Below are 23,011 nucleotides of genomic sequence, written 5' to 3' on the forward strand. Positions count from 1 at the left end.
CCGTAACACCATCCATGTGAGGGACGACCGCCCGCCTTCCAAGCAAGCCGCGCGAAGCGCGCATTCAACAGCGCCGTAGCAAGCGCGGCTTGCTTGGAGGGCAGACCGGGCCCGTTACCCCATCTACGAAGAATTTCACGCCCCCGGAGGCGGCGGCAGGAAGTGGATGTTGTGCTCGGCCGCCAGCGCCACCACGGCGTCCGGGGTCTGCTCCTTCATGTTGTGGATCGCCCAGAACAGATCGTAGAGCCGCCGCGTCGGCGAGACCCAGAACAGCGCCTTCGCGGGGCGGCCGGACTTGTTGAAGATGCCGTGCGGCTTGCCCATCGGCAGCCGTACCAGATCGCCCGGCGTCGCCTGCGTGTCGGCGCCGTCGAGGAAGAAGTCGAGCTTGCCTTCGAGGATGTAGAGATATTCGTCCTGGTCGGGATGAATATGCGGCGGCACGAAGGTCTCGGGCGGCAATGTCGCATGCCACGAGAAGGAATGCTCGGTGACGTTTTTCGGCACATAGGTCTGGCCGAGAATGCTCCAGGAAATACCCTGGATGCCTTCATTGGCGCGGGTAATGCCGGCGATTTCGGTCTTCATGGTGTCGCTCCCTCTCGATTGTTATTTGCCCGCCGTGCACTCCTTGGCGTAGCGATCGCCGTAGTTCGAAAACACCTTCTCGACGATCTCGGTCTGGAATTTTCCGTCCGGACGCTTGGCGACCTTTGTCAAATAAAAATTCTGGATCGGATAGCCGTTGACGTTGAACTTGAAGTCGCCGCGCAGCGACGTGAACTCGGCCTTCCTGAGCGCGGCTGACACGGCGTCCTTGTTTTTGAGGTCGCCCTTCACCGCCTTCACCGCGCTGTCGATCAGCATGGCTGTGTCATAGCCCTGCATGGCGTAGGTGCCGGGCACGCTGTTATAGGCTGCTTCATAAGCGGTGACGAACTTTTTGCTCTGCGGATTGTCCATGTTCGGCGCCCAGTTGGCGCCGCCGAACATGCCGACGGCGGCGTCCTGTTGCGCGGGCAGGGTCGATTCGTCGACGGTGAATGCCGACAGCACCGGAATCTTGTCGGCAAGGCCTGCCTGCCGGTACTGCTTCACGAGGCCGACGCCCATGCCGCCGGGCATGAAGGTGAACAACGCGTCGGGCTTGGAAGAAGAAATCTTGGTCAGCTCCACCTGGAAATCCAGCGTGCCCAGCGGGGTGTAGCTCTCCTCGACGACCTCGCCCTTGTAGTCGAGCTTGAATCCGGCCGCCGAATCCTTGCCGGCCTGATAGTTCGGCACCAGCACGTATATGCGCTTGTAGCCGCGGTCCTGCGCGACCTTACCGAGGATCTCGTGGACCTGGTCGTTCTGGTAGGAGGTCACGTAGAAGAACGGGCTGCACTCCTTGCCGGCATAGCTCGATGGCCCTGCATTCGGGCTGATCAGGAACGTCTTGTTCCCGGTGACCGGCCGGTGAATGGCTTGCAGGATGTTGGAGAAGATCGGCCCAACCACGAAGTCGACCTTCTCGCGCTCGAGCAGGCCCTTGGCCTTGGTCACGGCGCCATCGGGCTTGAGCTCGTCGTCGACGACGACGACCTCGACGTCCTTGCCGGCCATCTTGCCGCCGAGGTCTTTGATTCCGAGTTGCAGGCCGTCGCGGGATTGCTGGCCGAGTACGGCCGCCGGGCCGGACAAGGTCGTGATCACGCCGATCTTGATTTTCTCCTGCGCTGCGGCCGGAGCTGCGGCAATCCCCAGCAAAACGGCAAGTCCGGTCAGCTTCAACGACTGCTTCATGATTATTCCTCCGTTCGGCCTCTACCGCCAAGCCCACGCCACAACAATTGCTCGGAGTGCAGCTTATTCTGACGGTGACTGCACCTGCAAGCAGAACGCGTCTATGCAAGCCATGCGCCAATTACTTGAAACCTAAAGAAATCTGGGCAATGATCGCAAGCTGCAGCCTGTTCGGATCACCGAACGCCCAAGCCCGGACAAGATTTGCATCATGATCCTTGATTCAGAGACCAAGGCCGTCGAGCTCCCGGAGCATCATGGCGACGAACTCAGGTTATGGCTTCGCCTCCTGACCTGCACGACCCTGATCGAGGGCGAGGTGCGCAGCCGCTTACGCGAGCGCTTCGACGTCACGCTGCCGCGGTTCGACCTGATGGCCCAGCTCGACAAGGTTCCGGAGGGCATGACGCTCTCAGATGTCTCCAAGCGGATGATGGTCTCGAACGGCAACGTCACCGGATTGGTCGAGCGCCTCGTCGAATCCGGGCATCTCGACCGCCGCACGTCGGATGCCGATCGCCGCGTGCAGGTGATCCGCCTGACCAAGGCTGGCCGGGCCGAATTCCGCAAGATGGCGACGGAACACGAATTATGGATTGCCGATATCTTCGGCGACCTCACGCCAAAGGACGTGCGTGAATTGATGCGCCTGTTGGCCAAGACCAAGGCGTCGGCTCAGAAATCCGCGAAGGCGCGGACCACCTGATACCCGACGCCGGGGAGGATCCGTTGAGCACGGATGTAGACTTCGAATCAGCCGCGCAGGGTCGCCGAGGGCGTTTCACCGAACTTGGCCCGATAGGCGCTCGCCATCCGGCTCAGATGCGTAAATCCGAGCTCGAACGCGATATCGGTGATGCTTTCGTCAGGAGCGGCGGCGGTCAATCTGACATTGAGATGCGCGAGCCGGATGTCGCGCAGCATCTCCGAGATCGACGTTCCGAAATGCTGCCTGAAGCCGAGCTGTAGCGCGCGGACACCCGTGCCTGCGGCCGCGGCAAGCTGCGTGAGATCGAGCGGCTCTTCCGCGTGTGCATGCAGGAATTCGCGCGCCCGTCGAAGCGACGGGGGCAGCGCTTCGGCCCGTCCGCCAAATCGGTCGATCGCCTCGCTCGCGCTGTGGCGCTGGCCGTGGAGCAACGCACGCAACAGTGTTTCGCGTACATTGGCCGCCGCCGCCGGCGAAAGCGGCCGTCGCGGTCCGAGGCGTTCGGCGAGATCGACGAGGTCTAGTATCTGCGACTGAAGCGCTCGGCCGCCTGCAGAAGAGAGATCAACCGCAGGCTCGAACTCGATCGCACACGCCGGCTGGCCCGACAGCGCCGCTGCCCGTTGCTCCAGGAGGCGGCGGTCGACCAACAGAATGATCTGGGCGCAATTGCCCTGCCAGGTCATTCGTGTCGGAATTGTCGGCGACAACAGCGAGGCGCTGGCGCCGGGAGCAGTTGCGGTGTCGCGCGACGCGGTCTGGATCCGTGCTGAACCGTGCACAGGGATCTGCAACAGGAAGAAGCGCTCGAGACAGCCGGGGTCGATCGCTACCGACCCGCCATAGGCGACGTAGTTGACCGAGAAGCCGCCAAAGACCGCGCAGTTGTGTAGCGCGAAGAAGTCGGATGCCGTTTCACGTGCCGGCGTCAGTGCATGCGGGCAGAATATGCGTCCGATCGCCTCGGCCGCATCATCGACGCTGCCGGTCGAAACGCGGCCAAACGCCGCCAGCCGGGCGGCCGGATCATGCCTGACAATGCTGGTGCCCGTCGCCATGGCCCGGCCTTCGCATTATTTGAAGCCTATAATATCTGTCGGCCCCGTGGTTGGAAAGGCGATTTGATAGTCGTCGCTGCCCGGTCGGAAGGCATTGCTCCCGTCATTCCGGGGCGCGCGTAGCGCGAGCCCGGAATCCATGCGGCCACTTGGGCCGCCGTGAAATGGATTCCGGGCTCGATGCTGCGCATCGCCCCGGAATGACGAGGAGGTCATTCCGCGCCGCAGCAATCCGAAAATTCCCTTCGCGAAGCCGGCAGGATTCGTTTTCCGGCTAGACGGCCGCTTCGGCTCGATCCAGCCTGCACGAACTATTTTCGGACATCGCAACCACACCAACTGCGACAGAGGAGGGCGAGATGGCAGCACTCGAAAAAGGCATTACCAGGAATGGCACCGGCTATGGCGACAAGACCTGGAACATCCTCGGTCAGGTCTACTTCCCCAAAGCCGTGACCGATTCAACCTTCGCCTTCGAGACCAACAGCGAGCCCGGCCAGTTCGTGCCGGTGCACGTCCACCCGACGCAGGATGAATTCATTCTGGTGCAGGAGGGCGTTCTCGATCTCAAGCTCGACGGGATCTGGGTGCAGGCGAAGGCCGGCGACCTCGTTCGGATGCCGCGCGGCATCCCGCATGGCTATTTCAACAAGTCGGACAAGCCGGCTCGCGCGCTGTTCTGGGTATCGCCGATGCAGAAGCTCGAGGCGCTGTTCAACCAGCTCCACAATCTGACGGACCCTGAAGAGGTGGTTCGGATCTCCGCGCAGCACGAAGTGAACTTCTTGCCGCCCGAAGCCAACGAATAGCTCCCTGAACTCATCCTTGCTGGAGGCGTCATCATGGTCAGGCGAAAGAAAGTCTGCGTTATCGGCGCAGGCGTATCCGGACTTGCGGCCGCAAAAGCCTTTGCCGCGCGCGGACATCAGATCACGATCGTCGAGCGCAGCGGCGATCTCGGCGGCGTCTGGGAACCGGCGCGGTCCTATCCCGAGGTGCAAACCCAAAGCCCGAAGGATCTCTATCGTTACACCGACAAGGCGATGCCGGATTCCTATCCGGAATGGCCGAAAGGGGCGCAGGTTCATGCCTATCTAACTGAGTATGCAAAGGACAACGATCTCCTCGGTGCCATCAGCTTCAACACTGCCGTGGTGCAGATGGATCGCCGGCCCGATTCCGCGCCCGGCTGGCGGCTCGAGCTGCGGGAGCCGGATGGCGGCGTCCGTCATGAGGATTTTGATTTTGTCGCTGTTTGCACCGGGCAGTTCAATGAGCCCCAGACGCTCAGCCTGCCAGGCGAGGATGCCTTCAAGGCGCAGGGCGGACGCATCCTGCACTCCTCGCAATACAACGATCCGATGCTCGCCAAAGGCCGGAGGATCGTCGTACTCGGCGGTTCGAAATCGGCGACCGACATTGCCGTCAACGCGGTCAATTCCGGCGCCGCCGAAGTGACGCTGGTGTACCGCGAGCCGGTGTGGCGGATTCCCTATTTCATCGGCGGACTGGTCAATTTCAAACGCATTCTCTACATCCGCGCGCAGGAGGAGATGTTCCGGAGTTGGGGCATCGGCGCGTCGTCGCGGTTCGCGCATGCGGTCGCAAAGCCGCTCGTTTGGGCCAACTGGCGCGGGCTGGAGAGCCTGCTGAAGCTGCAGCTCAAGCTCGGCAAGTGCGACATGGTGCCGAACGAGAGAATCGAAGACGGCGTCAATTGCTCGGTGCCGATCGCCACGCCCGGATTCTTCCCGATGGTCGCAGACAAGCGCATCAAGGCTATCAGAGGCAGCTTCGAGTGCTACGACGGCAATTCCATCGTGATGACCGGAGGTCAGCGCGTCCAGGCCGATGTGGCCGTGCTCGCGATCGGCTACAAACTGGGCGTGCCGTTTCTGCCGCAGGCATACCACGACAAGCTTGTCGATCCCGACGGGCAATACCGGCTCTATCGGCTGATCGCCAATCCGGACCTGCCCGAGATGGGTTTCGTCGGTTTCAATTCGAGCTTCTGCACGGTGTTGTGCGCAGACCTCGCGGCGAACTGGCTGGTGCGCTACGCCGATGGCCAGCTCGCCCGCCAGCCGACGCCTAAGCAGATGCAGGACAACATTGAGATGATGCTGCATTTCAGGCGCGTCGAGCGGCCGGCGGCTGGCGTCTATGGTGGGCTGTGCGTCGCGCCCTACCACTTCAAGCACTTCGACGAATTGCTGGCCGATATCGGCGTGACCGGACGAAGACGCAATCCGCTGGTGGAGAAATTTACCCCGCCCGATGCCGCGGCCTACGGCCGCTTCCTTGCCTCGGCCCCGGCCTACCGCGCAGCCGTTTAGGGCAAAGACGGTTCCCCGGACCGGGCGAGCGACGCCCGGCCATTCTATTGGGGGGCAGGGCTCAATTCTGCACTTGCGAAAAAATACTTTAAGCTTAAAATGATTGACGAGCTAAGCCGCCGGGCGTCTTCGATATTGATCTCGAGCCTTCCATTGATGAGGCGATGAAATGTCAGATAGAACTCCCAGCCAGTCCCCGTCTCTTGGCCCATCAGGCCATGTCGATGATTTTACGCGGCGCAATCTGCCGCCGTTCGAGCAATGGCCGGACCTGCTGCTCGACCGGCCCGAGTTTCAGTATCCGGAATATCTGAATGCCGCGGTCGAGCTGACCGACCGCATCGTCGAAAAGGGCTGGGGCGACCGGATCGCGCTGATCGGCAACGGCCGCCAGCGCACCTACAAGGAACTGGCCGACTGGTCCAATCGCCTCGCGCATGCGCTGGTGGAGAACTACGGCGTCAAGCCCGGCAACCGCGTCCTGATCCGTTCCGGCAACAACCCGGCGCTGGTCGCGGCATGGCTTGCCGCGACAAAAGCGGGTGCCATCGTCGTCAACACCATGCCGATGCTGCGCGCCGGCGAACTGAGCAAGATCGTCGACAAGGCGGAGATTGCGCTGGCGCTGACCGATAGCCGCATCGCCGATGAACTGGTCGCGTGCGCGAAGGCCAGCCGGTTTCTCAAGCAGGTGGTGAACTTCGACGGTACGGCCAACCATGATGCCGAACTCGACCGGGTGGCGCTGAACAAGCCAGTGAAGTTCGATGCGGTGAAGACGGGACGCGACGACGTCGCGCTGCTCGGATTCACCTCGGGCACCACGGGCGAACCCAAGGCGACGATGCATTTCCATCGCGACCTCATGATCATTGCGGACGGCTACGCCAGGGAAGTCCTCAACGTTACCGAGGATGATGTGTTCGTCGGCTCGCCGCCGCTGGCCTTTACGTTCGGGCTCGGGGGTCTTGCGATTTTCCCGTTGCGGTTCGGCGCGACCGCAACGCTGTTGGAAAACGCGGCGCCGCCCGAGATGGTCAAGATCATCGAAACTTACAAGGCGACGATCTGCTTTACCTCGCCAACCGCGTATCGCGCGATGATGGCCGCGATGGACAACGGCGCCGATCTTTCGTCGCTGCGGATCGCGGTCTCCGCCGGCGAAACCTTGCCGGCGACTGTGTTCGAAAGCTGGACCCGCAAGACCGGCAAGACAATCCTCGACGGCATCGGCTCGACGGAGCTGCTGCACATTTTCATCACCAACCACGTCGGCGACGCGGTTGCAGGGACGACAGGGCATCCAGTCGCGGGCTACGAAGCAAAAATCGTCGACGACGACATGAACGAACTGCCTGCGGGCACCGTCGGCAAGCTTGCGGTGCGCGGGCCGACCGGATGCCGCTATCTCGCCGACAAGAGGCAGTCGAACTATGTGCGCGACGGCTGGAATCTGACCGGCGATACCTTTGTCCGCGACGCGAGCGGCCGGCTGTCCTTTGTCGCGCGTTCGGACGACATGATCGTCTCCTCCGGCTACAATATCGCAGGCCCCGAGGTCGAAGCGGCGTTGCTGTCGCATCCTGCGGTCGCCGAATGCGGCGTGGTCGGCGCGCCCGACGAGGCGCGCGGTATGATCGTCAAGGCCTATGTGGTTCTGGCGGGTGGCGCCCTGGGCGACGCCGGACTGACGCAGGCGTTGCAGGACCACGTCAAGCAGACGATTGCGCCGTATAAATATCCGCGTGCGATCGAGTATGTCGCACAATTGCCGAAGACCGAAACCGGCAAGCTGAGGCGCTTTGCACTAAGGCAAATGGCCGCGGCCGGCCCGGCGTCGCCAAGCGTCGCGGCGGAATAACGTTTAACCTGATGGAGAAAAGCCGGTGACCGCCCCCAAAGGCCCCACGCTGAGCGTGGTGCCTCATACCAAGACCGATGCCTCGTCATCGGGCCCGCAAGTGCTGCAGCCGAGCGGCTGGCCGATGCCGAAAGGATACGCCAACGGCATGGCCGCCGACGGCCGTCTTGTCGTGACCGGCGGCGTCATCGGCTGGGATGCGCAAGGGCATCTTGCGCCGGACTTCGTTGCGCAGGCGCGCCAGACGCTCTCCAATATCTCAGAGATTCTTGCTGAGGGCGGCGCTAGCCCCGCGCATCTGGTGCGGCTAACCTGGTATGTCGTCGACATCGAGGAATATCTCGCGAGCCTGAAAGAGCTTGGCCGCGCCTATCGCGAGATTTTTGGCGCGCATTATCCGGCGATGGCGCTGGTGCAGGTGGTGCGCCTAGTCGAGAAGGCGGTGCTCGTCGAGATCGAGGCGACGGCGGTGGTGCCGCGCTGAAACTTCTTATGGGATGTCGTCTTAGAGCTCTGTTCTCAGCTTCCAGAGTTCCGGAAAAAGTTCGACCTCGAGCATCTTGCGCAAGTAGGAGACGCCTGACGTGCCGCCGGTTCCGCGCTTCAGGCCGATGATGCGCTCGACCGTCGTGACGTGGTTGAAGCGCCAGCGGCGGAAATAGTCCTCGAAATCGACCAGCTTTTCCGCAAGCTCGTAGAGCATCCAGTGTTTCGCCGGCGACGCATAGACGGTCTTCCAGGCCTCCAAAACCTCGTCGTTTGGCGTGCGGTTGACGCGCCAGTCGGTTCGGCGTGCGTCTTCGCCGATGTCAAAACCATTGCGCGCCAGCAGCAGCAGCGCCTCGTCATAGAGGCTCGGCTCAGCGAGAATTTCCTCGAGCTTCGCCATGATGTCGGCGCGGTGGGCGTGCGGGCCAAGCAGCGCCAAATTGCGATTGCCGGCGAGGAACTCGATCGCGCGGTACTGGTACGACTGGAAACCCGAGGACTGCCCGAGCTGATCGCGAAACTCGGTGTATTCGCTGGGTGTCATCGTCCGCAACACGTCCCAGGCGGTATTGAGCTGCTCGAAGATCCGGGCGATGCGCGACAGCATCTTGAAGGCGGGATGCAACTGGTCGTGACGGATCGCCTTGATGGCGGAACGGATTTCGTGGATGGCTAGCTTCATCCAGAGTTCGGAAGTCTGGTGCTGGATGATGAACAGCAGTTCGTCATGCGCGTCCGAGAGCGGCTCTTGCGCGTCCAGAACGCGTTCCAGATGCAGATAATCGCTGTAGGACATGCGCCCGTCGAACGACATCTGGGCTCCCTCACGCGGGGGTTCGTCGGGCTTGCCAGTCATGTTACGAGCGCCTTCTTGCGGTAATCCGCGGTATCCCAGCGGCGATTGGTCAAGACGTCGGCGATGATTTCGACTGCCGCGCGAACCTCGGCTTCTCCGATGTAGAGCGGTGTAAGGCCGAAGCGCATCATGTCCGGCGCGCGGAAGTCGCCTATCACGTCGCGCGCGATCAGCGCCTGCATGATCGCGTAGCCCTCCGGGTGGCGAAACGAAACCTGGCTGCCGCGCTGCTTTCCGTCCCGCGGCGAAGCCAGCGTCAGCTCGGGGCAGCGTCCTTCGATTTCGTGGATGAACAGGTCGGCGAGCGCGATCGATGCATGGCGCACGTCGGTCATGCTGACGTCGTTCCAGACGTCGAGGGCGGCGTCAAGCGCGGCCATCGCAATGATCGGGGGCGTACCGACACGCATTCGCTCAATGCCCGGACCGGCCCGATAGTCGAGGTCAAAGGCAAAGGGCGCGTGATGACCCATCCAGCCGGAAAGCGCCGGCCGCGCCGTATCGGCGTGCTTCGGCGCTACATAGATGAAGGCCGGCGCGCCAGGACCGGCATTGAGATATTTGTAGGTGCAGCCGACTGCGAAATCGGCTTTGGCATCTTCCAACTCGACCGGAATCGCGCCCGCGGAATGCGCCAGATCCCAGATAGTCAACGCGCCGGCGGCATGCGCCCTGTGCGTCAGCGCGCTCATGTCGTGCAGCCGGCCGGTGCGATAGTCGACCTCGGTCAGCATCAGCACCGCGATCGTCTCGTCGATGGCGGCTTCGACGTCTTCGGGGGCCACGACCTTCAACTCGTAGCCGCGGTCGAGCGATTCGAGCAGACCGCTGGCGATGTAGAGATCGGAAGGAAAGTTACCGGTGTCCGACAGGATCACGCGCCGCGACGGATTGAGCTCGAGCGCCGAGGCCAGCGCCTGGTAGACTTTGATGGACAGCGTATCGCCCACTACCACCGTCCCGTCGGCAGCGCCGATCAACCGGCCGATACGGTCGCCGACACGCCGCGGCTGCGTCATCCACCCGGCGACGTTCCAGCCCTTGATGAGGTGCTTGCCCCATTCCTCCGATATCATGCGGCCGACGCGATCGGCGGCTGCAACGGGCAGGGGACCGAGCGAATTGCCGTCCAGATAGATCACGCCATCCGGGATGGCGAACAGGGATTTTGTCCGCGTGAAATCGGTCATGTCTTTCCCTGGTCCACGCCCCGGTGGAATTATTCGCATGGCCATCGATTATTTCAAGCTTGAAATTTATGGGGCGGGAGTTGCGCTTCTCGGTATAGACTGGTTGCCTGCGGGTATCGATCGGACATCCGCCCGGCCCACACGATAGAACGGAAACCGAGCCGCGTGATTTTTCATCAGATTTCCGATTGGAACGACGCCTATGCGAATGCTCCGAACATTCCGGGCGGCGAGCGATGGCCGGCGGCGTGGGTGCAGCCCGCGCAAGCCTATCGCGATGCACTCCAGGGCAGCGGCCGCGCGACGCTCGACATCAGCTATGGCGAGCGCGCACGAAACCGCTTCGATCTCTTTGGGCCGGAAGGCCGGCCAAAGGGCCTGGTCGTCTTCGTCCATGGCGGATTCTGGAAGGCCCTCGACAAGAGCTTTTGGTCGCATCTCGCGCGCGGATCGGTTGAAAGCGGCTATGCGGTGGCGATGCCCTCCTACACGCTGTGCCCGACTGTGCGCATCTCCGAGATCACGCGCGAAATTGCTGCGGCCGTCGAGCGCGCCGCCGCGATGGTCGAAGGCCCGCTTTTTCTGGCCGGCCACTCCGCCGGCGGGCATCTGGTGACACGCATGATTTCGGCGACGTCGCCGCTCGCGGACGATGTCCGGGCGCGCATCAGCCACACCGTCTCCATTTCCGGCGTTCATGACCTTCGTCCGCTGATGAAGGCCGCCATGAATACGGATCTTCGGATCGACGAGGCCGAGGCGCTCGTGGAAAGCCCCGCATTGCTGGAGCCGATGCAGAATGCACGCGTGACGTGCTGGGTGGGCAGCGCCGAGCGCCCGGAATTCGTCCGCCAGAACGCGCTCCTCGCCAACATCTGGACCGGGCTCGGCGCGAAAACCTGCGTGATCGAAGAACCCGGACGGCATCATTTCGATGTCATCGAGGGGCTAGCCGATCCCGATCACCAACTCACCAGGACGTTGTTGTCTCCGTAGTCTGCGGAAGTTCCGAAATGAACGGCGGTCGCTATGTGGCCTTGCCACCAGGTGGTTCTGACCTACCAATCATGCTGCCTGAAACGTCTGCACCGCCTGACGTGCACCGAGTGCGTAGAGTTTGGTGAGCGCCCCGGTGACCGCGCTACGCAGGCGAGGATCAGCACCTAACGCGCCAAAGATTGGCTCGACTTCCAGCAACGCCGGCGCAAGCCGTTCCGCGACCGGACCGGTGCTCTCGGCGATGGCCTTCAGCTTCGCTGCAAGCGGATCGCGCACGTCGATCGCGCGTCCCTGCTCGTCGGTCCCGGTGACATAGCGCATCCAGCCGGCAACCGCGAGCGCATGGGTATCGATCGGCAGTCCCAGCCGCAGCCGGTCCTGCATGGAGGCGAGCAGCCGTTGCGGCAGTTTCTGCGACCCGTCCATCGCGATCTGCCAGGTGCGGTGATGCAGGGCAGGGTTGGAAAAGCGTTGCAGCAGCGATGCGCTATAGGCCGCAAGATCGGTCCCTTCTGGCATCGCGAGCGTCGGCGCTGCGTCTTGCATCACCTGCAGGGCAAATGCCGCAAAGCGCTGGTCGGTCATCGCGGCCGCAATAGTTTCGAAGCCTGCGAGATAGCCGAGATAGGCCAGCGCCGAGTGGCTGGCATTGAGCAGCCGCAGCTTCATGTGTTCGAACGGCGTCACGTCGGAAACCAATTGCACGCCTGCAGCAGCGAAATCCGGCCGCCCGGCCGGAAAGCGGTCTTCGACGATCCATTGCGTGAACGGCTCGGTGACGACCGGCCACGCGTCAATCATGCTAAGCGCAGACGAAACCGCGGCACGGTCTGCCTCCGTGGTCTCCGGCACGATCCGGTCGACCATGGTCGACGGGAAGGCCACTTCGGCTTCAATCCATTTGGCGAGATTGCGCGATCGCAAGGCGGCGAACTGCGTCACGATCCGCCCGACGGTGTGGCCGTTGGCGGAGAGATTGTCGCAGGACAGAACGGTGAAGGGGGCTGCGCCTGCAATCCGTCTGCGCGCGAGCGCAGCCACCAGGAATCCGACGGCCGAGCGCGGCGTGCCCGGATTCCGCAGGTCATGAACGATGTCGGGATGACGCTCGTCCAGGTCGCCGGTTTGCGGCGTATGACAGTAGCCCTTCTCGGTAACCGTCAGCGAGACGATGCGCGTGGCCGGGTTGGCCAGCCGCGCGACCAACTGTCCGGGCTTCTCCTTGGCGACTTCTGTGGCAAGGACCGAGCCGACGATCCGGTGATCGGTACCTGCGCCGGAGCGAACGGCGAGCGTGTAGAGGCCATCCTGCGGGGCGAGGGCGTCGTGCGCTTCCGGACTGCGCAAGCTGGCCCCGACGATTCCCCAATCCGTCGCGCCGCCCGCAAGGAGGTCGTCGATGACCACCGCTTGGTGCGCCCGGTGGAACGCGCCAATTCCGAGATGAACGATGCCCGGCGTGACGCGCGAGCGGTCGTAGGCCGGACGCCGGATCTGGCCGGGAAGTCGATGAAGGTTGGCATTCGAGAGGCGGAAATCGCCGTCTTTCGGGCCGGAAACCGGGACTTTGGCGGGGTCGCTTGACATGGGAAGCCCAATCTATCAATCTTTGGTCAATTGGTAAGGCCAATGTTCCGGATTTATTGGCCTTAGCCCGACCAAAGCAAGAAAAATCGATTCACCTAAGGGGATCGTCAGGGAGAGCCGAGCGTGCCGCTCGAAGCCGTGGAAGCGCGACGTCTTTATCGCCAGGTTGCCGATCAGCTCCGCGCCTTGATCGACAGCGGCGAATACCGCGTGGGCAGCCGGCTTCCGACCGAACGCGATCTTGCCGAACAGTTGAAGGTGTCGCGGCCGACGGTGCGCGAAGCGCTGATCGCCCTGGAAGTCGAGGGCCGTGTACGGATCCGCGTCGGCTCCGGAATTTATGTCAGCGAACCGGCAGCGCTCGCGCCGCCCTTGCCGGCGGCGGCCGAGATTGAAGGCCCGTTCGAACTGCTGCGCGCGCGCGAATTCCTCGAAGGTGCCATCGCCGAACAGGCAGCGCGGGTGGCAACACCTGAGGACATCGCGCGCATCGACGCGTCGCTGGATGCGATGGCCACCGTGCAGCATCCCGGCGAAGCCTCGATGATCCATGATCGCGCGTTTCATGTCGCGGTGACCGGCTGTCTCGACAACGCGGTGCTCGTCCGCGTGGTCGGCGAGCTGTTCGACCAGCGGCTCAATCCCTACTTCGCCAAGCTCGCGCACTATTTCGAGAATCCGGAATCCTGGAACGCCGCGCTGGCTGAGCACCGGGCGATCCGCGATGCCATTGCCGCGCACGATCCGGACGCGGCCCGCGTGACGATGCGCGAGCACCTGGCGCGTTCGCAGGCCCGCTTTGCGCAAAATTTCGGAGCCGAGGCTTCGGCCGGCGTCCGCGCAAGGAGCGGCTGAGCGGGAAGAATTCGAACGGTTCGGCGGAATGCCGGGCCGGTTGAGTAACAAAAGCAAATTGTAGCAATGGAGGAATTCAAGTGTTGAAGAAATTGACGATTGCATTCGCGGCGTCTGCCGCTGCGCTGCTGGCCGCGACGACGTCGGGCATGGCGCAGACCAAGCTCAAATGGGCGCATGTTTACGAAACCTCGGAGCCGTTCCATACCGCTTCTGTCTGGGCTGCCGGTGAAATCAACAAGCGCACCAATGGCCGCTACCAGATCGACGTCTATCCGGCCTCGCAGCTCGGCAAGGAAACCGACATCAATCAGGGGCTCGCGCTGGGCTCGGTCGACATGATCATTTCCGGATCGAGCTTCGCCGCCAAGAGCTTTCCGCCAATCGGCGTGACCTATTATCCCTATACTTTCCGCGATGCCGACCATCTCTTGGCCTATACCAAGAGCGACGTCTTCAAGGAGCTTACGAAGGGCTACGAGGACAAGAGCGGCCATCGCATCGTGGCGGTAACTTATTACGGCGTTCGTCACACCTCGTCGAACAAGCCGATCAAGACCTGCGCCGATATGAAGGGCCTCAAGATTCGCGTGCCTGATGTGCCGGCCTATCTCGCGATGCCGCGCGCCTGCGGCGCCAATACCGCGCCGATTGCGTTTGCCGAGGTCTATCTCGCGCTGCAGAACGGCACCGTGGAAGCCCAGGAAAATCCGCTCACGACCATCGAGGCCAAGAAATTTTACGAAGTGCAGAAGCACATCGTGCTGACCGGCCACATCGTCGATCATCTCAACACCGTGGTCTCCGGCGCGCTCTGGAAGAAGCTGTCTGAGGAAGACCGCAAGATCTTCACCGACGTCGCGCAGGAAGCGGCGGCGAAGGCGACCGCCGAGATCAAGACCAACGAAGCCAAGCTGGTCGATTTCTTCAAGCAGAAGGGCCTGACCGTGACCGAGATCAACAAGGACGAGTTTCGCGACACCGTCCTCAAGACCACGAGCTTCGAAAGCTTCGACTACCGCAAGGCCGACTGGGAACGCATCCAGGCGGTGAAGTAACGACGAAGTCGTCATCCCGGGGCGACGCGTCGGCGTCGAACTATGGTGCGCAATTGCGCACCTGAGAATCTCGAGATTCCGGGTTCGGCTCTCCGAGCCGCCCCGGAATGACGTGAGCCACTCACGCGACGCCAGTTGGGGAATAAGCGCATGTCGACGGTTGAAGTTCACAAGCAGATCACGGCGGACGAGATCGCCCATACCTTCGAGGACGAGGTCCCCAAGGGCGCCGATCTCTGGCAATACGCCGCCGAGGACTGGCTGGCACTCGTGATCTTCTGGGTCATGGCGCTGTCCGTCTTCCTGCAGTTCTTCACCCGCTATGTCCTCAACGACAGCTATGCCTGGACCGAGGAGATTGCGACCTACTGCCTGATCGGCGTGGTGTTCATCGGCTCGGCGATGTGCGTGCGGCTGTCGCGGCACATCCAGGTCGATCTTCTGTTCCGCTATTTGCCGCATTTGCCGGCGCGCGCGCTTTCGAGCGTGATCGACCTGATCCGGATCGCGTTCTTTGGCTACGCGATCAAGCTGGTCTGGCAATTCATCCAGATCATCGGCGACGAGCGGATGACCACGATCAAGTTCCAAAAGGGTTTTGTGTATTACGCCGTGCTGCTCGGCTTCGCGTTGATGTTCGCACGCTCGATTCAGATCGCGGTCGAAAACTGGCGGCGGGGCTATTCGATCCTGGAACGCCCCGGCGCATTCGACGGAACGGAAGGCTGACGCGATGCTGCTGCTGCTTGGGGGATTTCTGCTGCTGATGCTGGTCGGCCTGCCGGTCGCGCTGGCCATGGCGGTCTCGTCGCTGGTCTACATTCTCGTCACCGGCATCACGCCGGATGTCACGCTGGCGCAGCGCATGATCGCGGGCGTCGAGAGCTTTCCGCTGCTCGCGGTGCCGTTCTTCATCCTGGCCGGCAATCTCATGAACATCGCGGGCGTGACGGGCCGCATCTACAAATTTGCGGTCGCGCTGGTGGGGTGGATGCGCGGCGGCCTCGGCCACGTCAATATCGTGGGCTCGGTGATCTTTTCCGGCATGTCCGGCACCGCGATCGCGGACGCCGCGGGGCTCGGCACCATCGAGATCAAGGCGATGAAGGATCACGGCTACTCGACCGAGTTTGCCGTCGGCGTCACCGCGGCGTCCGCAACGCTCGGGCCGATCATTCCGCCGTCGCTGCCGTTCGTGATCTACGGCATGATGGCGAACGTCTCGATCGGCGCGCTGTTTCTGGGCGGCGTGATTCCGGGCGTGTTCATGACGTTGGCCATGATGGCGACCGTGGCCTATTTCGCCCACAAGAACGGCTGGGGCAGCGACACGCCGTTCTCATGGCCGCAGATCGGTTCGGCCGCGATCGAAATCCTGATCGTGCTGGCGTTCCCGATGGTCGTTTGGCTGCTGGTCGTCGCCGGGCTTTCGGTGAACATGGCAGTCGGAATCGGTCTCGTGGCGCTTTTGGCGCTCGACTGGTATTTCGATTTCTCCGCGGTGATGGCGCTGATGGCTCCCGTGATCCTGATCGGCGGCATGACGCTCGGCTGGTTCACGCCGACCGAAGCCGCGGTCGCCGCGGTGATCTGGTCGCTGTTCCTCGGGCTGGTGCGTTACCGTTCGATGACGCTGCAGACCGTCGCCAAGGCGACGTTTGACACGATCGAGACCACGGCATCGGTGCTGTTCATCGTCACCGCAGCCTCGATCTTTGCATGGCTCTTGACGGTATCGCAGGCAGCGCAGACGCTGACGGATGCGATGCTCGGGATCACCCAGAACAAATGGGTATTCCTTCTGCTGGCGAATATCCTGATCCTGTTCGTCGGCTGCTTCATCGACACCATCGCCGCGATCACTATCCTGGTGCCCATCCTGCTGCCGATCGTGCTCAAGCTCGGCATCGACCCGATCCATTTCGGCCTGATCATGACGCTAAACCTGATGATCGGGCTCCTTCATCCGCCGCTCGGCATGGTGCTGTTCGTGCTGGCGCGGGTGGCAAAGCTGTCCGTCGAGCGCACGACCATGGCGATCCTGCCATGGTTGGTGCCGCTTCTGCTGGCGCTCGTCGCCATCACCTACATCCCGGAGCTGACGCTCTGGCTGCCTAAATACATGGGACTCTCAAAATGACATCGATGGCTCTGGCTGCAACGCTGTTTGGCCCGGAAGATCTGCGCATGGTCGAGCGGCCGCTCGATCCGCTGGTCGCGGGCATGGTGCGCATCCGCTTCGGCGCGGGCGGCATCTGTGGCTCCGACATGCATTACTATCGTCATGCTCGAACCGGCGATTTCGTCGTGACCTCGCCGCTGGTGCTCGGCCACGAAATCGCGGGCGAGGTGGTCGAAATCGCAGGTTCCGCGCCCGGCGTAAAAGTCGGCGATCGCGTCGCCGTCAACCCGTCGCGCTGGTGCGGCCATTGCAAGCCGTGCCGCGAGAACCGGCCCAATCTCTGCGAGAACATCTTCTTCATGGGTTCCGCCTCGAAGACCCCGCATATGCAGGGCGGCTTTGCGTCTTACTTCGACGCCATCCCGGCGCAATGCGTGAAGATTCCCGACCAAGTGACGTATCAGGCGGCGGCGCTCGCCGAGCCGCTCGCGGTGTGCCTGCATGCCGTCGCGCGCGCCGGTGACGTCACCGGCAAGCGCGCGGTGCTGTTCGGCGCCGGCCCGATTGGCTTGTTGACTATGCTGGCGGCCCAGCGCGCAGGAATTGCTGAGACGACCGTCGTCGACATCGCGGCGGCGCCGCTGGCGTTTGCCAAAAAGCTCGGCGCCAACCATGTCGTCGATATCTCCGGCAGCGAAGAGGCGCTGAAGGCCGAGGCTGCGGCACGTCCGTTCGACGTTGCGTTCGAAGTATCTGGAACGGCCGCTGGCCTTGCCAGCGCCATCGGCGTCGTCAGGCGCGGCGGCGTCGTGGTTCAGGTCGGCAACCTGCCGGGCGGGCAGATTCCGGTGCCGGCGAATGCGGTGATGGCCAAGGAAATCGATCTTCGCGGCTCGTTCCGCTTCGGCACGGAATTCTTTACCGCGGTCGAATTGATCGCCGATGGCAGCGTCGACGTGCTGTCGCTGGTAACGGCGCAACGGCCACTCGCGGTCGCACCCGATGCGGTGCGGCTGGCGCTCGACCGTTCGCAGAGCGTCAAGGTCGTGCTGACGGCTTGATTATGAGCGTGACGACAATTCTTCGAATCGTCATCACGCTCTGTCTTTTTGTTTGAGCATGATCTTTTCGGAAAACCGGATTCCACTTTTCCGGATCATGCTCTAGATTTCAGGAGATCGCCCATGATGCTGCAGGGATGGCGGTGGTACGGGCCCAATGACCCCGTATCGCTCGACGATATCCGTCAGGCCGGCGCGACCGACGTGGTGACGGCGCTGCATCAGGTGCCGATCGGCGAAGCCTGGACCCGTGCGGCTGTCGAAGAGCGCAAGAACCTGATCGAGAACAGCCAGCCCGGCCGCTCGCCGCTGACCTGGTCGGTGGTGGAATCGATTCCGATCCCCGACGACGTCAAGCGGCTCGGGGGTGGCGGGACGCGCTCGATCGAAGCGTGGATCGCGAGCCTGGAGGCGGTGGCTGCCGCCGGCATCAAGATCATCTGCTATAATTTCATGCCTGTGGTCGATTGGTGCCGCACCGATCTGGAATGGGAGCTGCCGAACGGCGCCAAGGCGATGCGCTTCGACCAGGAACGGTTCGCGGCATTTGATCTGCATGTCCTGCAGCGGCCGGAAGCGCCGGCCGAATATTCCGAGGCCGCGCAGCGCCGCGCCAAAGAGGTCTATTCGCGGATGACGCAGGCCGATATCGATGTCCTCGTCACCAATATTGCCAGCGCGCTGCCGGGCTCCACGACTGATCCGCTGACGATCCCGCAGTTCCGCGACCGCTTGCAGCAATATCGCGGCATTGATTCCAAGGTGCTGCGGCAGCACCTCAGCGAATTTCTCGCGCGCGTAACGCCGGTCGCCGAATCCCTCGGCGTGACGCTGACGTTGCACCCGGACGATCCGCCGCGCCCGCTGTTCGGCCTGCCGCGCATCGCCTCGTCGGCGGAGGATTATCAGGCGCTGTTCGATGCGGTCCCATCGAAGGCCAACGGCATCTGCTTCTGCACCGGCTCGCTCGGCGTGCGCGCGGAGAACAATCTGCCGGCAATGGCCAAGCGCTTCGCGCCGCGGATCGGATTTGCCCATTTGCGGGCGACCAAGCGCGAAGCCGACGGCCTGTCGTTTTTTGAATCCGATCATCTCGACGGCGACGTCGACATGATCGCGGTGCTCAAGGCGCTGCTTGCCGAGAACCGCAAGCGTTCGTCGAGCCATCAGATCGTGTTCCGGCCCGATCATGGCCATCGCATGCTCGACGATCTCGCGGAAACCAAGCGCACCAATCCCGGCTATACCGCAATCGGCCGGCTGCGAGGGCTCGCCGAACTACGCGGCGCCATCCGCGCCATCGAACACGCCGGGTAGGGCGGGAAGTGCTGCGAGTAGGGCCCCATTCTACTTTGCATGGGGTTGTTTTCGCAATATTGTGCCTGGGCCTTCCCAACCCGCTCTGGCTCAGCCCGGCACCCGCGCCGCCTTGGCGGCCTCGAAGGCCGCCAGTCGCTCGGCGAATTTGCCGTTGGCGAGGCCGGCCCGCGCGATGATCGTGGGGATGGGCAGCGTCTCGAAAAAATGACAGGCCACGCGGTGGCCGGGCGCCGCCTCGCGCAGCGTCGGCTCCTCGGCCGAGCAGCGTGCCTGCGCATGCGGGCAGCGGGTGTGGAAGCGGCAGCCGGTCGGCGGCCTGAACGGGCTCGGCACGTCGCCCTGCAGCATGACCCGTTTGGTGCGCAAGGCAGGATCAGGTTTTGGGATCGCCGCCAGCAGCGCCTGGGTATACGGGTGCAACGGCCGGTCGTAGAGCGTTTTCTTGTCCGCGATCTCGACCAGCTTGCCCAAATACATCACCGCGACGCGGTCGCTGATGTGCTTCACCACGGCAAGATCATGGGCGATGAACAGATAGGAGAGGCCGAAGCGCTGCTGTAGATTCTGCAGGAGGTTGACGATCTGCGCCTGGATCGAAACGTCCAGCGCCGACACCGGCTCGTCGCAGACGATCAGGTCGGGATTGGCGGCCAGCGCACGGGCAATGCCGATGCGCTGCCGTTGCCCGCCCGAGAACTGGTGCGGATAGCGCCTGGCATGTTCGGGCAGCAGGCCGACGATTTCCAGGAGCTCGCGGCCGCGCGCCTCGCGCGATGCGTCGTCGCCGATCTCGTGGACCCGCAGCGGCTCGGCCAGGATCTCGCCGACCGTCATGCGCGGATTGAGGGAGGCGTAGGGATCCTGGAAGATGATCTGCATGTGCCGGCGCATCCGGCGCAGCGAATCCTTGTCGAGGTTTGCGATCTCCTGGCCCTTGAAACGCACCGAGCCTGACGTCGGGTCCATCAAACGCAATATCAGACGTCCGGTGGTCGACTTGCCACAGCCGGATTCGCCGACCAGCGCCAGCGTCTCGCCGCGGGCGATCTCGAAGCTCACATCTTCGACGGCGCGCACGAGCCCGATCACCTTGCGGCGGATGAGCCCGCGCGTGACCGCAAAATGCTTGACCAGGCGGTCGACCTGAAGGACCGGGGCATCGCTCATGACGTCACCTCGACCGGCGCTTTCCAGCACGCCACTTGGTGACCAGGCGCAATATCGCGCAGCGGCGGCGGATCAAGCCTGCAGCGCTGGTCCGCGAACGGACAGCGCGGCGCGAACCGACAGCCTGCCGGTTGGTTGTTCGGACTGGGCACCGTGCCTTCGATGGTGGCGAGGCGCTTGCGGTCGACGTCGATGCGCGGGATCGAGCCGAGCAGGCCGATCGTGTAGGGATGCTGCGGGTCGGCGAACAGGTCGTTGACGTCGGCGCTCTCGACGATGCGGCCGGCATACATCACCAGCACCTGGTCGGCGACCTCGGCGATGACACCGAGATCATGGGTGATGATCAGGATGGCCATGCCGAGCCGCTGCTGCAGGTCGCTCAGGAGGTCGAGGATCTGGGCCTGAATGGTGACGTCGAGCGCCGTCGTCGGTTCGTCGGCGATCAGCAGCGCCGGCTCGCAACTCAGCGCCATCGCAATCATGACGCGCTGGCGCATGCCGCCCGACATGTTGTGCGGATAGTCATCGATGCGCTGCGCCGGCGAGGGAATCCGCACCAGCTCGAGCATTTCGATCGCGCGCGCCTTGGCGGCGCGCGGCGACATCGTGGTGTGGGCCAGGATCGCCTCGACGATCTGCTGGCCCACGGTGTGGACCGGGTTGAGCGAAGTCATCGGCTCCTGGAAGATCATCGACATCTTGCCGCCGCGCAGCCTGCGGCGCTCATCGGTCGAAAGCCGCAGCACGTCGCGGTTGCCGAACAGCACCGCCTCGGCCTCGACCTTGCCCGGCGGGCTCGGCACCAGGCCCATCACCGACAGCGACGTCACGCTCTTGCCACAGCCGGACTCGCCGACCAGGCCGATCGTGCGTCCCCGGGGAACGCTGAAGCTGATGCCGTCAACGGCGCGGAACAGTCCGCGATCCGTCGCGAAGTGGGTCTTCAGGCCGCGAACCTCGAGAAGATTGTCCATTAGAACGAGTAATCCAGGCCCTTGTAGAAGGTGTTCTGATAGAGCATGTGCGGCCGCACATCCTTCAGCTTCTTCGAACTCGTCGTGTACATGGCGACGTTCATCACCGGCATCCACAGATGCTCGTTCATGACCTTCTCCTGCACGCGCGCGTAGTTGAGCGCGCGCTCGGCGTCGGTCAACGCGGCGCGGCCGGCGCGCAGCCACTCGTCCGTCTCGTCGTCCTTCCAGTTCATGCGATTGGGAGTCGGAACGTTCTTCGAGTTGAAATAGATGTTCATCAGCTCGCCCGCCGACAGATAGGGCACCGTCACGGTCCACAGCTCGTAGTCCTGCTTGCCCATCTCGGCAGGCGCAATCGTGGAGTCGAAGCCCACGATCTTCCAGTCGACGCCGATCTTGCGCATGTAGCCTTGAATGGCTTCGGAGACGCGCGGGAAGTAGGTGACCTGCGTGAACAGCACACGGGGTGCCAGCTTGACGCCGTCCTTCTCACGGATGCCGTCGGCCCCGACCTTCCAGCCGGCTTCGTCCAAAAGCTTCTTGGCGCGTTCGACGTCTTCCTTGATGACGCCCTTGGTTTTCTCGGCGAAGTCGAGCGCCTTGGGATCGACGAAGGTGAGCGCCGGCTCGGCGTTGCCCAGCATGACGCCCTTCACGATGTCGGCGCGGTTGATGGCGATGTTCATCGCCTCGCGCACGCGCTTATCCGCAACCATCGGGCGCGTGATCTTGTAGCCGTAATACATGAGCTGGAAGTTCGGCTTGGCTTCCTGGACGGTCAGGTTGGGCGCAGCCTTGACCTGCTGGATGAACTGCAGCGGAACCTGGTGGGTGAGGTCGAACTGACCGCCCATGATGGCGGCGACGCGGCTGGCGTCCTCCGGCACGATCTTGATGCTGAGTTTTTCGAATTTCACGGGTCCCTTGTTCTTGTACATTGACGGGCCCCATTTGTAGGCGTCGTGGCGCTTCAGCACGATTTCCGTGCGCGGCTGCCAGCTCTCGAAGCACCACGGTCCGGTGCCGTCGATTCCCTTGATGCCGTAGTCTTTGCCCAGCGTCTCGACGCTCTCCTTGTTGTGGATCGCGTTGGTATACATGGTGAGCTGCAGCAGCAGTTCGGAGTAGGGTTCGTTGAGTTCGTACTCGACGGTATAAGGATCGGGCGCGCGTAGCTCCTTGATGTCGCCGGCGCGCCAATGGTAGGGCGCCTTGGTTTCGGGGTCCTTCAGCCGCTTGAAGCTGTAGATGACGTCGGCGGCGGTGAACTTCTTGCCGCTGCAGAACGTGACGTCGTCGCGCAGCTTGAAGGTATAGGTTCTGCCGTCCTCGCTGATCGTCCACGACTTGGCGAGGTAGGGGATCGCCGTCTTGCCGTCCCAGTCGAGCGCCACCAGCGTATCCTGGAACATGTTGACGATATCCGACGTCGGCGACCAGGTCGTGCGCTGGCCGTCGTAATGCGGCGCGTCCAGCGACTTCATCACCCGCAAGGTCTGCGCCTCGGCAGCCGAGCACATTCCGGCCGCTCCCAGCAGCGCCACAACGCCCGTCAAAATGCTGCGCATCGTGTTC

General features: G+C 63.0%; 21 protein-coding genes. 12 read left to right on the plus strand and 9 right to left on the minus strand.

All coding sequences use genetic code 11. The features are described from left to right. Positions 1-135: 135 nt before the first annotated feature. Positions 136-591, minus strand: coding sequence for a cupin domain-containing protein (locus GWE18_RS33645; RefSeq protein ID WP_275189967.1), 456 nt, complete (start codon positions 589-591; stop codon positions 136-138). 21 nt (positions 592-612) lie between these two features. Beyond that, the gene (locus GWE18_RS33650; protein WP_275189968.1) at positions 613-1,788 is read right to left on the minus strand and encodes an ABC transporter substrate-binding protein; all 1,176 of its coding nucleotides are present in this window, start codon (positions 1,786-1,788) and stop codon (positions 613-615) included. A 211-nt stretch (positions 1,789-1,999) separates the two neighbouring features. Here GWE18_RS33650 and GWE18_RS33655 point away from each other — a divergent pair, with 211 nt between their 5' ends. Next, positions 2,000-2,494, plus strand: a complete 495-nt coding sequence (locus GWE18_RS33655) for a MarR family transcriptional regulator (RefSeq protein ID WP_275189969.1) — start codon at positions 2,000-2,002, stop codon at positions 2,492-2,494. Positions 2,495-2,541: 47 nt separating this feature from the next. Here the strand turns inward: GWE18_RS33655 and GWE18_RS33660 are convergent, their stop codons facing one another. Further along, positions 2,542-3,555, minus strand: coding sequence for an AraC family transcriptional regulator (locus GWE18_RS33660; protein WP_275189970.1), 1,014 nt, complete (start codon positions 3,553-3,555; stop codon positions 2,542-2,544). 359 nt (positions 3,556-3,914) lie between these two features. Here GWE18_RS33660 and GWE18_RS33665 point away from each other — a divergent pair, with 359 nt between their 5' ends. The 4 genes from GWE18_RS33665 to GWE18_RS33680 all read left to right on the plus strand — a co-directional run bounded on the left by GWE18_RS33665 (position 3,915) and on the right by GWE18_RS33680 (position 8,236). Continuing rightward, entirely contained in the window at positions 3,915-4,364 is a 450-nt protein-coding gene (locus GWE18_RS33665; RefSeq protein ID WP_275189971.1) for a cupin domain-containing protein, read from the plus strand. A 12-nt stretch (positions 4,365-4,376) separates the two neighbouring features. After that, positions 4,377-5,891, plus strand: a complete 1,515-nt coding sequence (locus tag GWE18_RS33670) for an FAD-dependent oxidoreductase (protein WP_275190035.1) — start codon at positions 4,377-4,379, stop codon at positions 5,889-5,891. Positions 5,892-6,060: 169 nt separating this feature from the next. Then, positions 6,061-7,752 (plus strand): benzoate-CoA ligase family protein, encoded by a 1,692-nt coding sequence (locus tag GWE18_RS33675; protein ID WP_275189972.1) that lies wholly within the window; start codon positions 6,061-6,063, stop codon positions 7,750-7,752. A gap of 25 nt (positions 7,753-7,777) precedes the next feature. Continuing rightward, positions 7,778-8,236, plus strand: coding sequence for a RidA family protein (locus tag GWE18_RS33680; protein ID WP_275189973.1), 459 nt, complete (start codon positions 7,778-7,780; stop codon positions 8,234-8,236). 21 nt (positions 8,237-8,257) lie between these two features. Here GWE18_RS33680 and kynA read toward each other — a convergent pair whose 3' ends face one another. Together kynA and kynU are read right to left on the minus strand one after the other, a co-directional pair. Continuing rightward, positions 8,258-9,097, minus strand: coding sequence for a tryptophan 2,3-dioxygenase (gene kynA / locus GWE18_RS33685; RefSeq protein ID WP_275189974.1), 840 nt, complete (start codon positions 9,095-9,097; stop codon positions 8,258-8,260). Continuing rightward, positions 9,094-10,287 carry a kynureninase gene (kynU, locus tag GWE18_RS33690; RefSeq protein WP_275189975.1) on the minus strand — a complete coding sequence of 398 codons (1,194 nt, stop codon included), beginning with the start codon at positions 10,285-10,287 and terminating at the stop codon, positions 9,094-9,096. The genes kynA and kynU overlap by 4 nt, the downstream gene beginning before the upstream one ends. Before the next feature lie 165 nt (positions 10,288-10,452). Between kynU and GWE18_RS33695 the strand changes: the two genes are divergently transcribed. Then, positions 10,453-11,283, plus strand: a complete 831-nt coding sequence (locus tag GWE18_RS33695; RefSeq protein ID WP_275189976.1) for an alpha/beta hydrolase — start codon at positions 10,453-10,455, stop codon at positions 11,281-11,283. 69 nt (positions 11,284-11,352) lie between these two features. Here GWE18_RS33695 and GWE18_RS33700 read toward each other — a convergent pair whose 3' ends face one another. After that, positions 11,353-12,873: a mannitol dehydrogenase family protein gene (locus tag GWE18_RS33700; RefSeq protein ID WP_275189977.1), complete on the minus strand. Its 1,521-nt coding sequence runs from the start codon at positions 12,871-12,873 to the stop codon at positions 11,353-11,355. A gap of 123 nt (positions 12,874-12,996) precedes the next feature. Between GWE18_RS33700 and GWE18_RS33705 the strand changes: the two genes are divergently transcribed. From GWE18_RS33705 to uxuA, 6 genes are all read left to right on the plus strand, one after another. Continuing rightward, entirely contained in the window at positions 12,997-13,728 is a 732-nt protein-coding gene (locus tag GWE18_RS33705) for a FadR/GntR family transcriptional regulator (RefSeq protein ID WP_275189978.1), read from the plus strand. Between the two features lie 80 nt (positions 13,729-13,808). Beyond that, positions 13,809-14,786, plus strand: a complete 978-nt coding sequence (locus GWE18_RS33710; protein WP_275189979.1) for a sialic acid TRAP transporter substrate-binding protein SiaP — start codon at positions 13,809-13,811, stop codon at positions 14,784-14,786. A gap of 150 nt (positions 14,787-14,936) precedes the next feature. Then, positions 14,937-15,515 (plus strand): TRAP transporter small permease, encoded by a 579-nt coding sequence (locus GWE18_RS33715; protein ID WP_275189980.1) that lies wholly within the window; start codon positions 14,937-14,939, stop codon positions 15,513-15,515. Positions 15,516-15,519: 4 nt separating this feature from the next. Then, positions 15,520-16,926 carry a TRAP transporter large permease gene (locus GWE18_RS33720; protein WP_275189981.1) on the plus strand — a complete coding sequence of 469 codons (1,407 nt, stop codon included), beginning with the start codon at positions 15,520-15,522 and terminating at the stop codon, positions 16,924-16,926. Further along, positions 16,923-17,969 (plus strand): L-idonate 5-dehydrogenase, encoded by a 1,047-nt coding sequence (locus GWE18_RS33725; protein WP_275189982.1) that lies wholly within the window; start codon positions 16,923-16,925, stop codon positions 17,967-17,969. The genes GWE18_RS33720 and GWE18_RS33725 overlap by 4 nt, the downstream gene beginning before the upstream one ends. A 123-nt stretch (positions 17,970-18,092) precedes the next feature. Beyond that, complete coding sequence (gene uxuA / locus GWE18_RS33730; protein WP_275189983.1) at positions 18,093-19,286, plus strand: mannonate dehydratase; 1,194 nt, start codon at positions 18,093-18,095, stop codon at positions 19,284-19,286. 90 nt (positions 19,287-19,376) lie between these two features. On the opposite strand, the gene GWE18_RS33735 is transcribed toward uxuA, so the two are convergent. From GWE18_RS33735 to GWE18_RS33745, 3 genes are read right to left on the minus strand one after another with little or no spacing between them, the layout of a single operon-like run. Next, positions 19,377-20,456 (minus strand): dipeptide ABC transporter ATP-binding protein, encoded by a 1,080-nt coding sequence (locus GWE18_RS33735; protein WP_275189984.1) that lies wholly within the window; start codon positions 20,454-20,456, stop codon positions 19,377-19,379. Then, on the minus strand, positions 20,453-21,433 hold the full coding sequence (locus tag GWE18_RS33740; protein ID WP_275189985.1) for an ABC transporter ATP-binding protein: 981 nt from the start codon (positions 21,431-21,433) through the stop codon (positions 20,453-20,455). The genes GWE18_RS33735 and GWE18_RS33740 overlap by 4 nt, the downstream gene beginning before the upstream one ends. Continuing rightward, positions 21,433-23,004, minus strand: a complete 1,572-nt coding sequence (locus GWE18_RS33745; protein WP_275189986.1) for an ABC transporter substrate-binding protein — start codon at positions 23,002-23,004, stop codon at positions 21,433-21,435. The genes GWE18_RS33740 and GWE18_RS33745 overlap by 1 nt, the downstream gene beginning before the upstream one ends. Positions 23,005-23,011: the final 7 nt, after the last annotated feature.

It is taken from the genome of Bradyrhizobium sp. CSA112, from assembly GCF_029051645.1.
Lineage (GTDB): Bacteria > Pseudomonadota > Alphaproteobacteria > Rhizobiales > Xanthobacteraceae > Bradyrhizobium.

Bases quoted from the DNA above. Each gene is read 5' to 3' on its own strand.
- GWE18_RS33645 (WP_275189967.1), bottom strand. From the start codon at position 591: ATGAAGACCGAAATCGCCGGCATTACCCGCGCCAATGAAGGCATCCAG.
- GWE18_RS33650 (WP_275189968.1), bottom strand. From the start codon at position 1,788: ATGAAGCAGTCGTTGAAGCTGACCGGACTTGCCGTTTTGCTGGGGATT.
- GWE18_RS33655 (WP_275189969.1), top strand. From the start codon at position 2,000: ATGATCCTTGATTCAGAGACCAAGGCCGTCGAGCTCCCGGAGCATCAT.
- GWE18_RS33660 (WP_275189970.1), bottom strand. From the start codon at position 3,555: ATGGCGACGGGCACCAGCATTGTCAGGCATGATCCGGCCGCCCGGCTG.
- GWE18_RS33665 (WP_275189971.1), top strand. From the start codon at position 3,915: ATGGCAGCACTCGAAAAAGGCATTACCAGGAATGGCACCGGCTATGGC.
- GWE18_RS33675 (WP_275189972.1), top strand. From the start codon at position 6,061: ATGTCAGATAGAACTCCCAGCCAGTCCCCGTCTCTTGGCCCATCAGGC.
- kynA (WP_275189974.1), bottom strand. From the start codon at position 9,097: ATGACTGGCAAGCCCGACGAACCCCCGCGTGAGGGAGCCCAGATGTCG.
- kynU (WP_275189975.1), bottom strand. From the start codon at position 10,287: ATGACCGATTTCACGCGGACAAAATCCCTGTTCGCCATCCCGGATGGC.
- GWE18_RS33700 (WP_275189977.1), bottom strand. From the start codon at position 12,873: ATGTCAAGCGACCCCGCCAAAGTCCCGGTTTCCGGCCCGAAAGACGGC.
- GWE18_RS33715 (WP_275189980.1), top strand. From the start codon at position 14,937: ATGTCGACGGTTGAAGTTCACAAGCAGATCACGGCGGACGAGATCGCC.
- GWE18_RS33720 (WP_275189981.1), top strand. From the start codon at position 15,520: ATGCTGCTGCTGCTTGGGGGATTTCTGCTGCTGATGCTGGTCGGCCTG.
- GWE18_RS33725 (WP_275189982.1), top strand. From the start codon at position 16,923: ATGACATCGATGGCTCTGGCTGCAACGCTGTTTGGCCCGGAAGATCTG.
- uxuA (WP_275189983.1), top strand. From the start codon at position 18,093: ATGATGCTGCAGGGATGGCGGTGGTACGGGCCCAATGACCCCGTATCG.
- GWE18_RS33735 (WP_275189984.1), bottom strand. From the start codon at position 20,456: ATGAGCGATGCCCCGGTCCTTCAGGTCGACCGCCTGGTCAAGCATTTT.
- GWE18_RS33740 (WP_275189985.1), bottom strand. From the start codon at position 21,433: ATGGACAATCTTCTCGAGGTTCGCGGCCTGAAGACCCACTTCGCGACG.
- GWE18_RS33745 (WP_275189986.1), bottom strand. From the start codon at position 23,004: ATGCGCAGCATTTTGACGGGCGTTGTGGCGCTGCTGGGAGCGGCCGGA.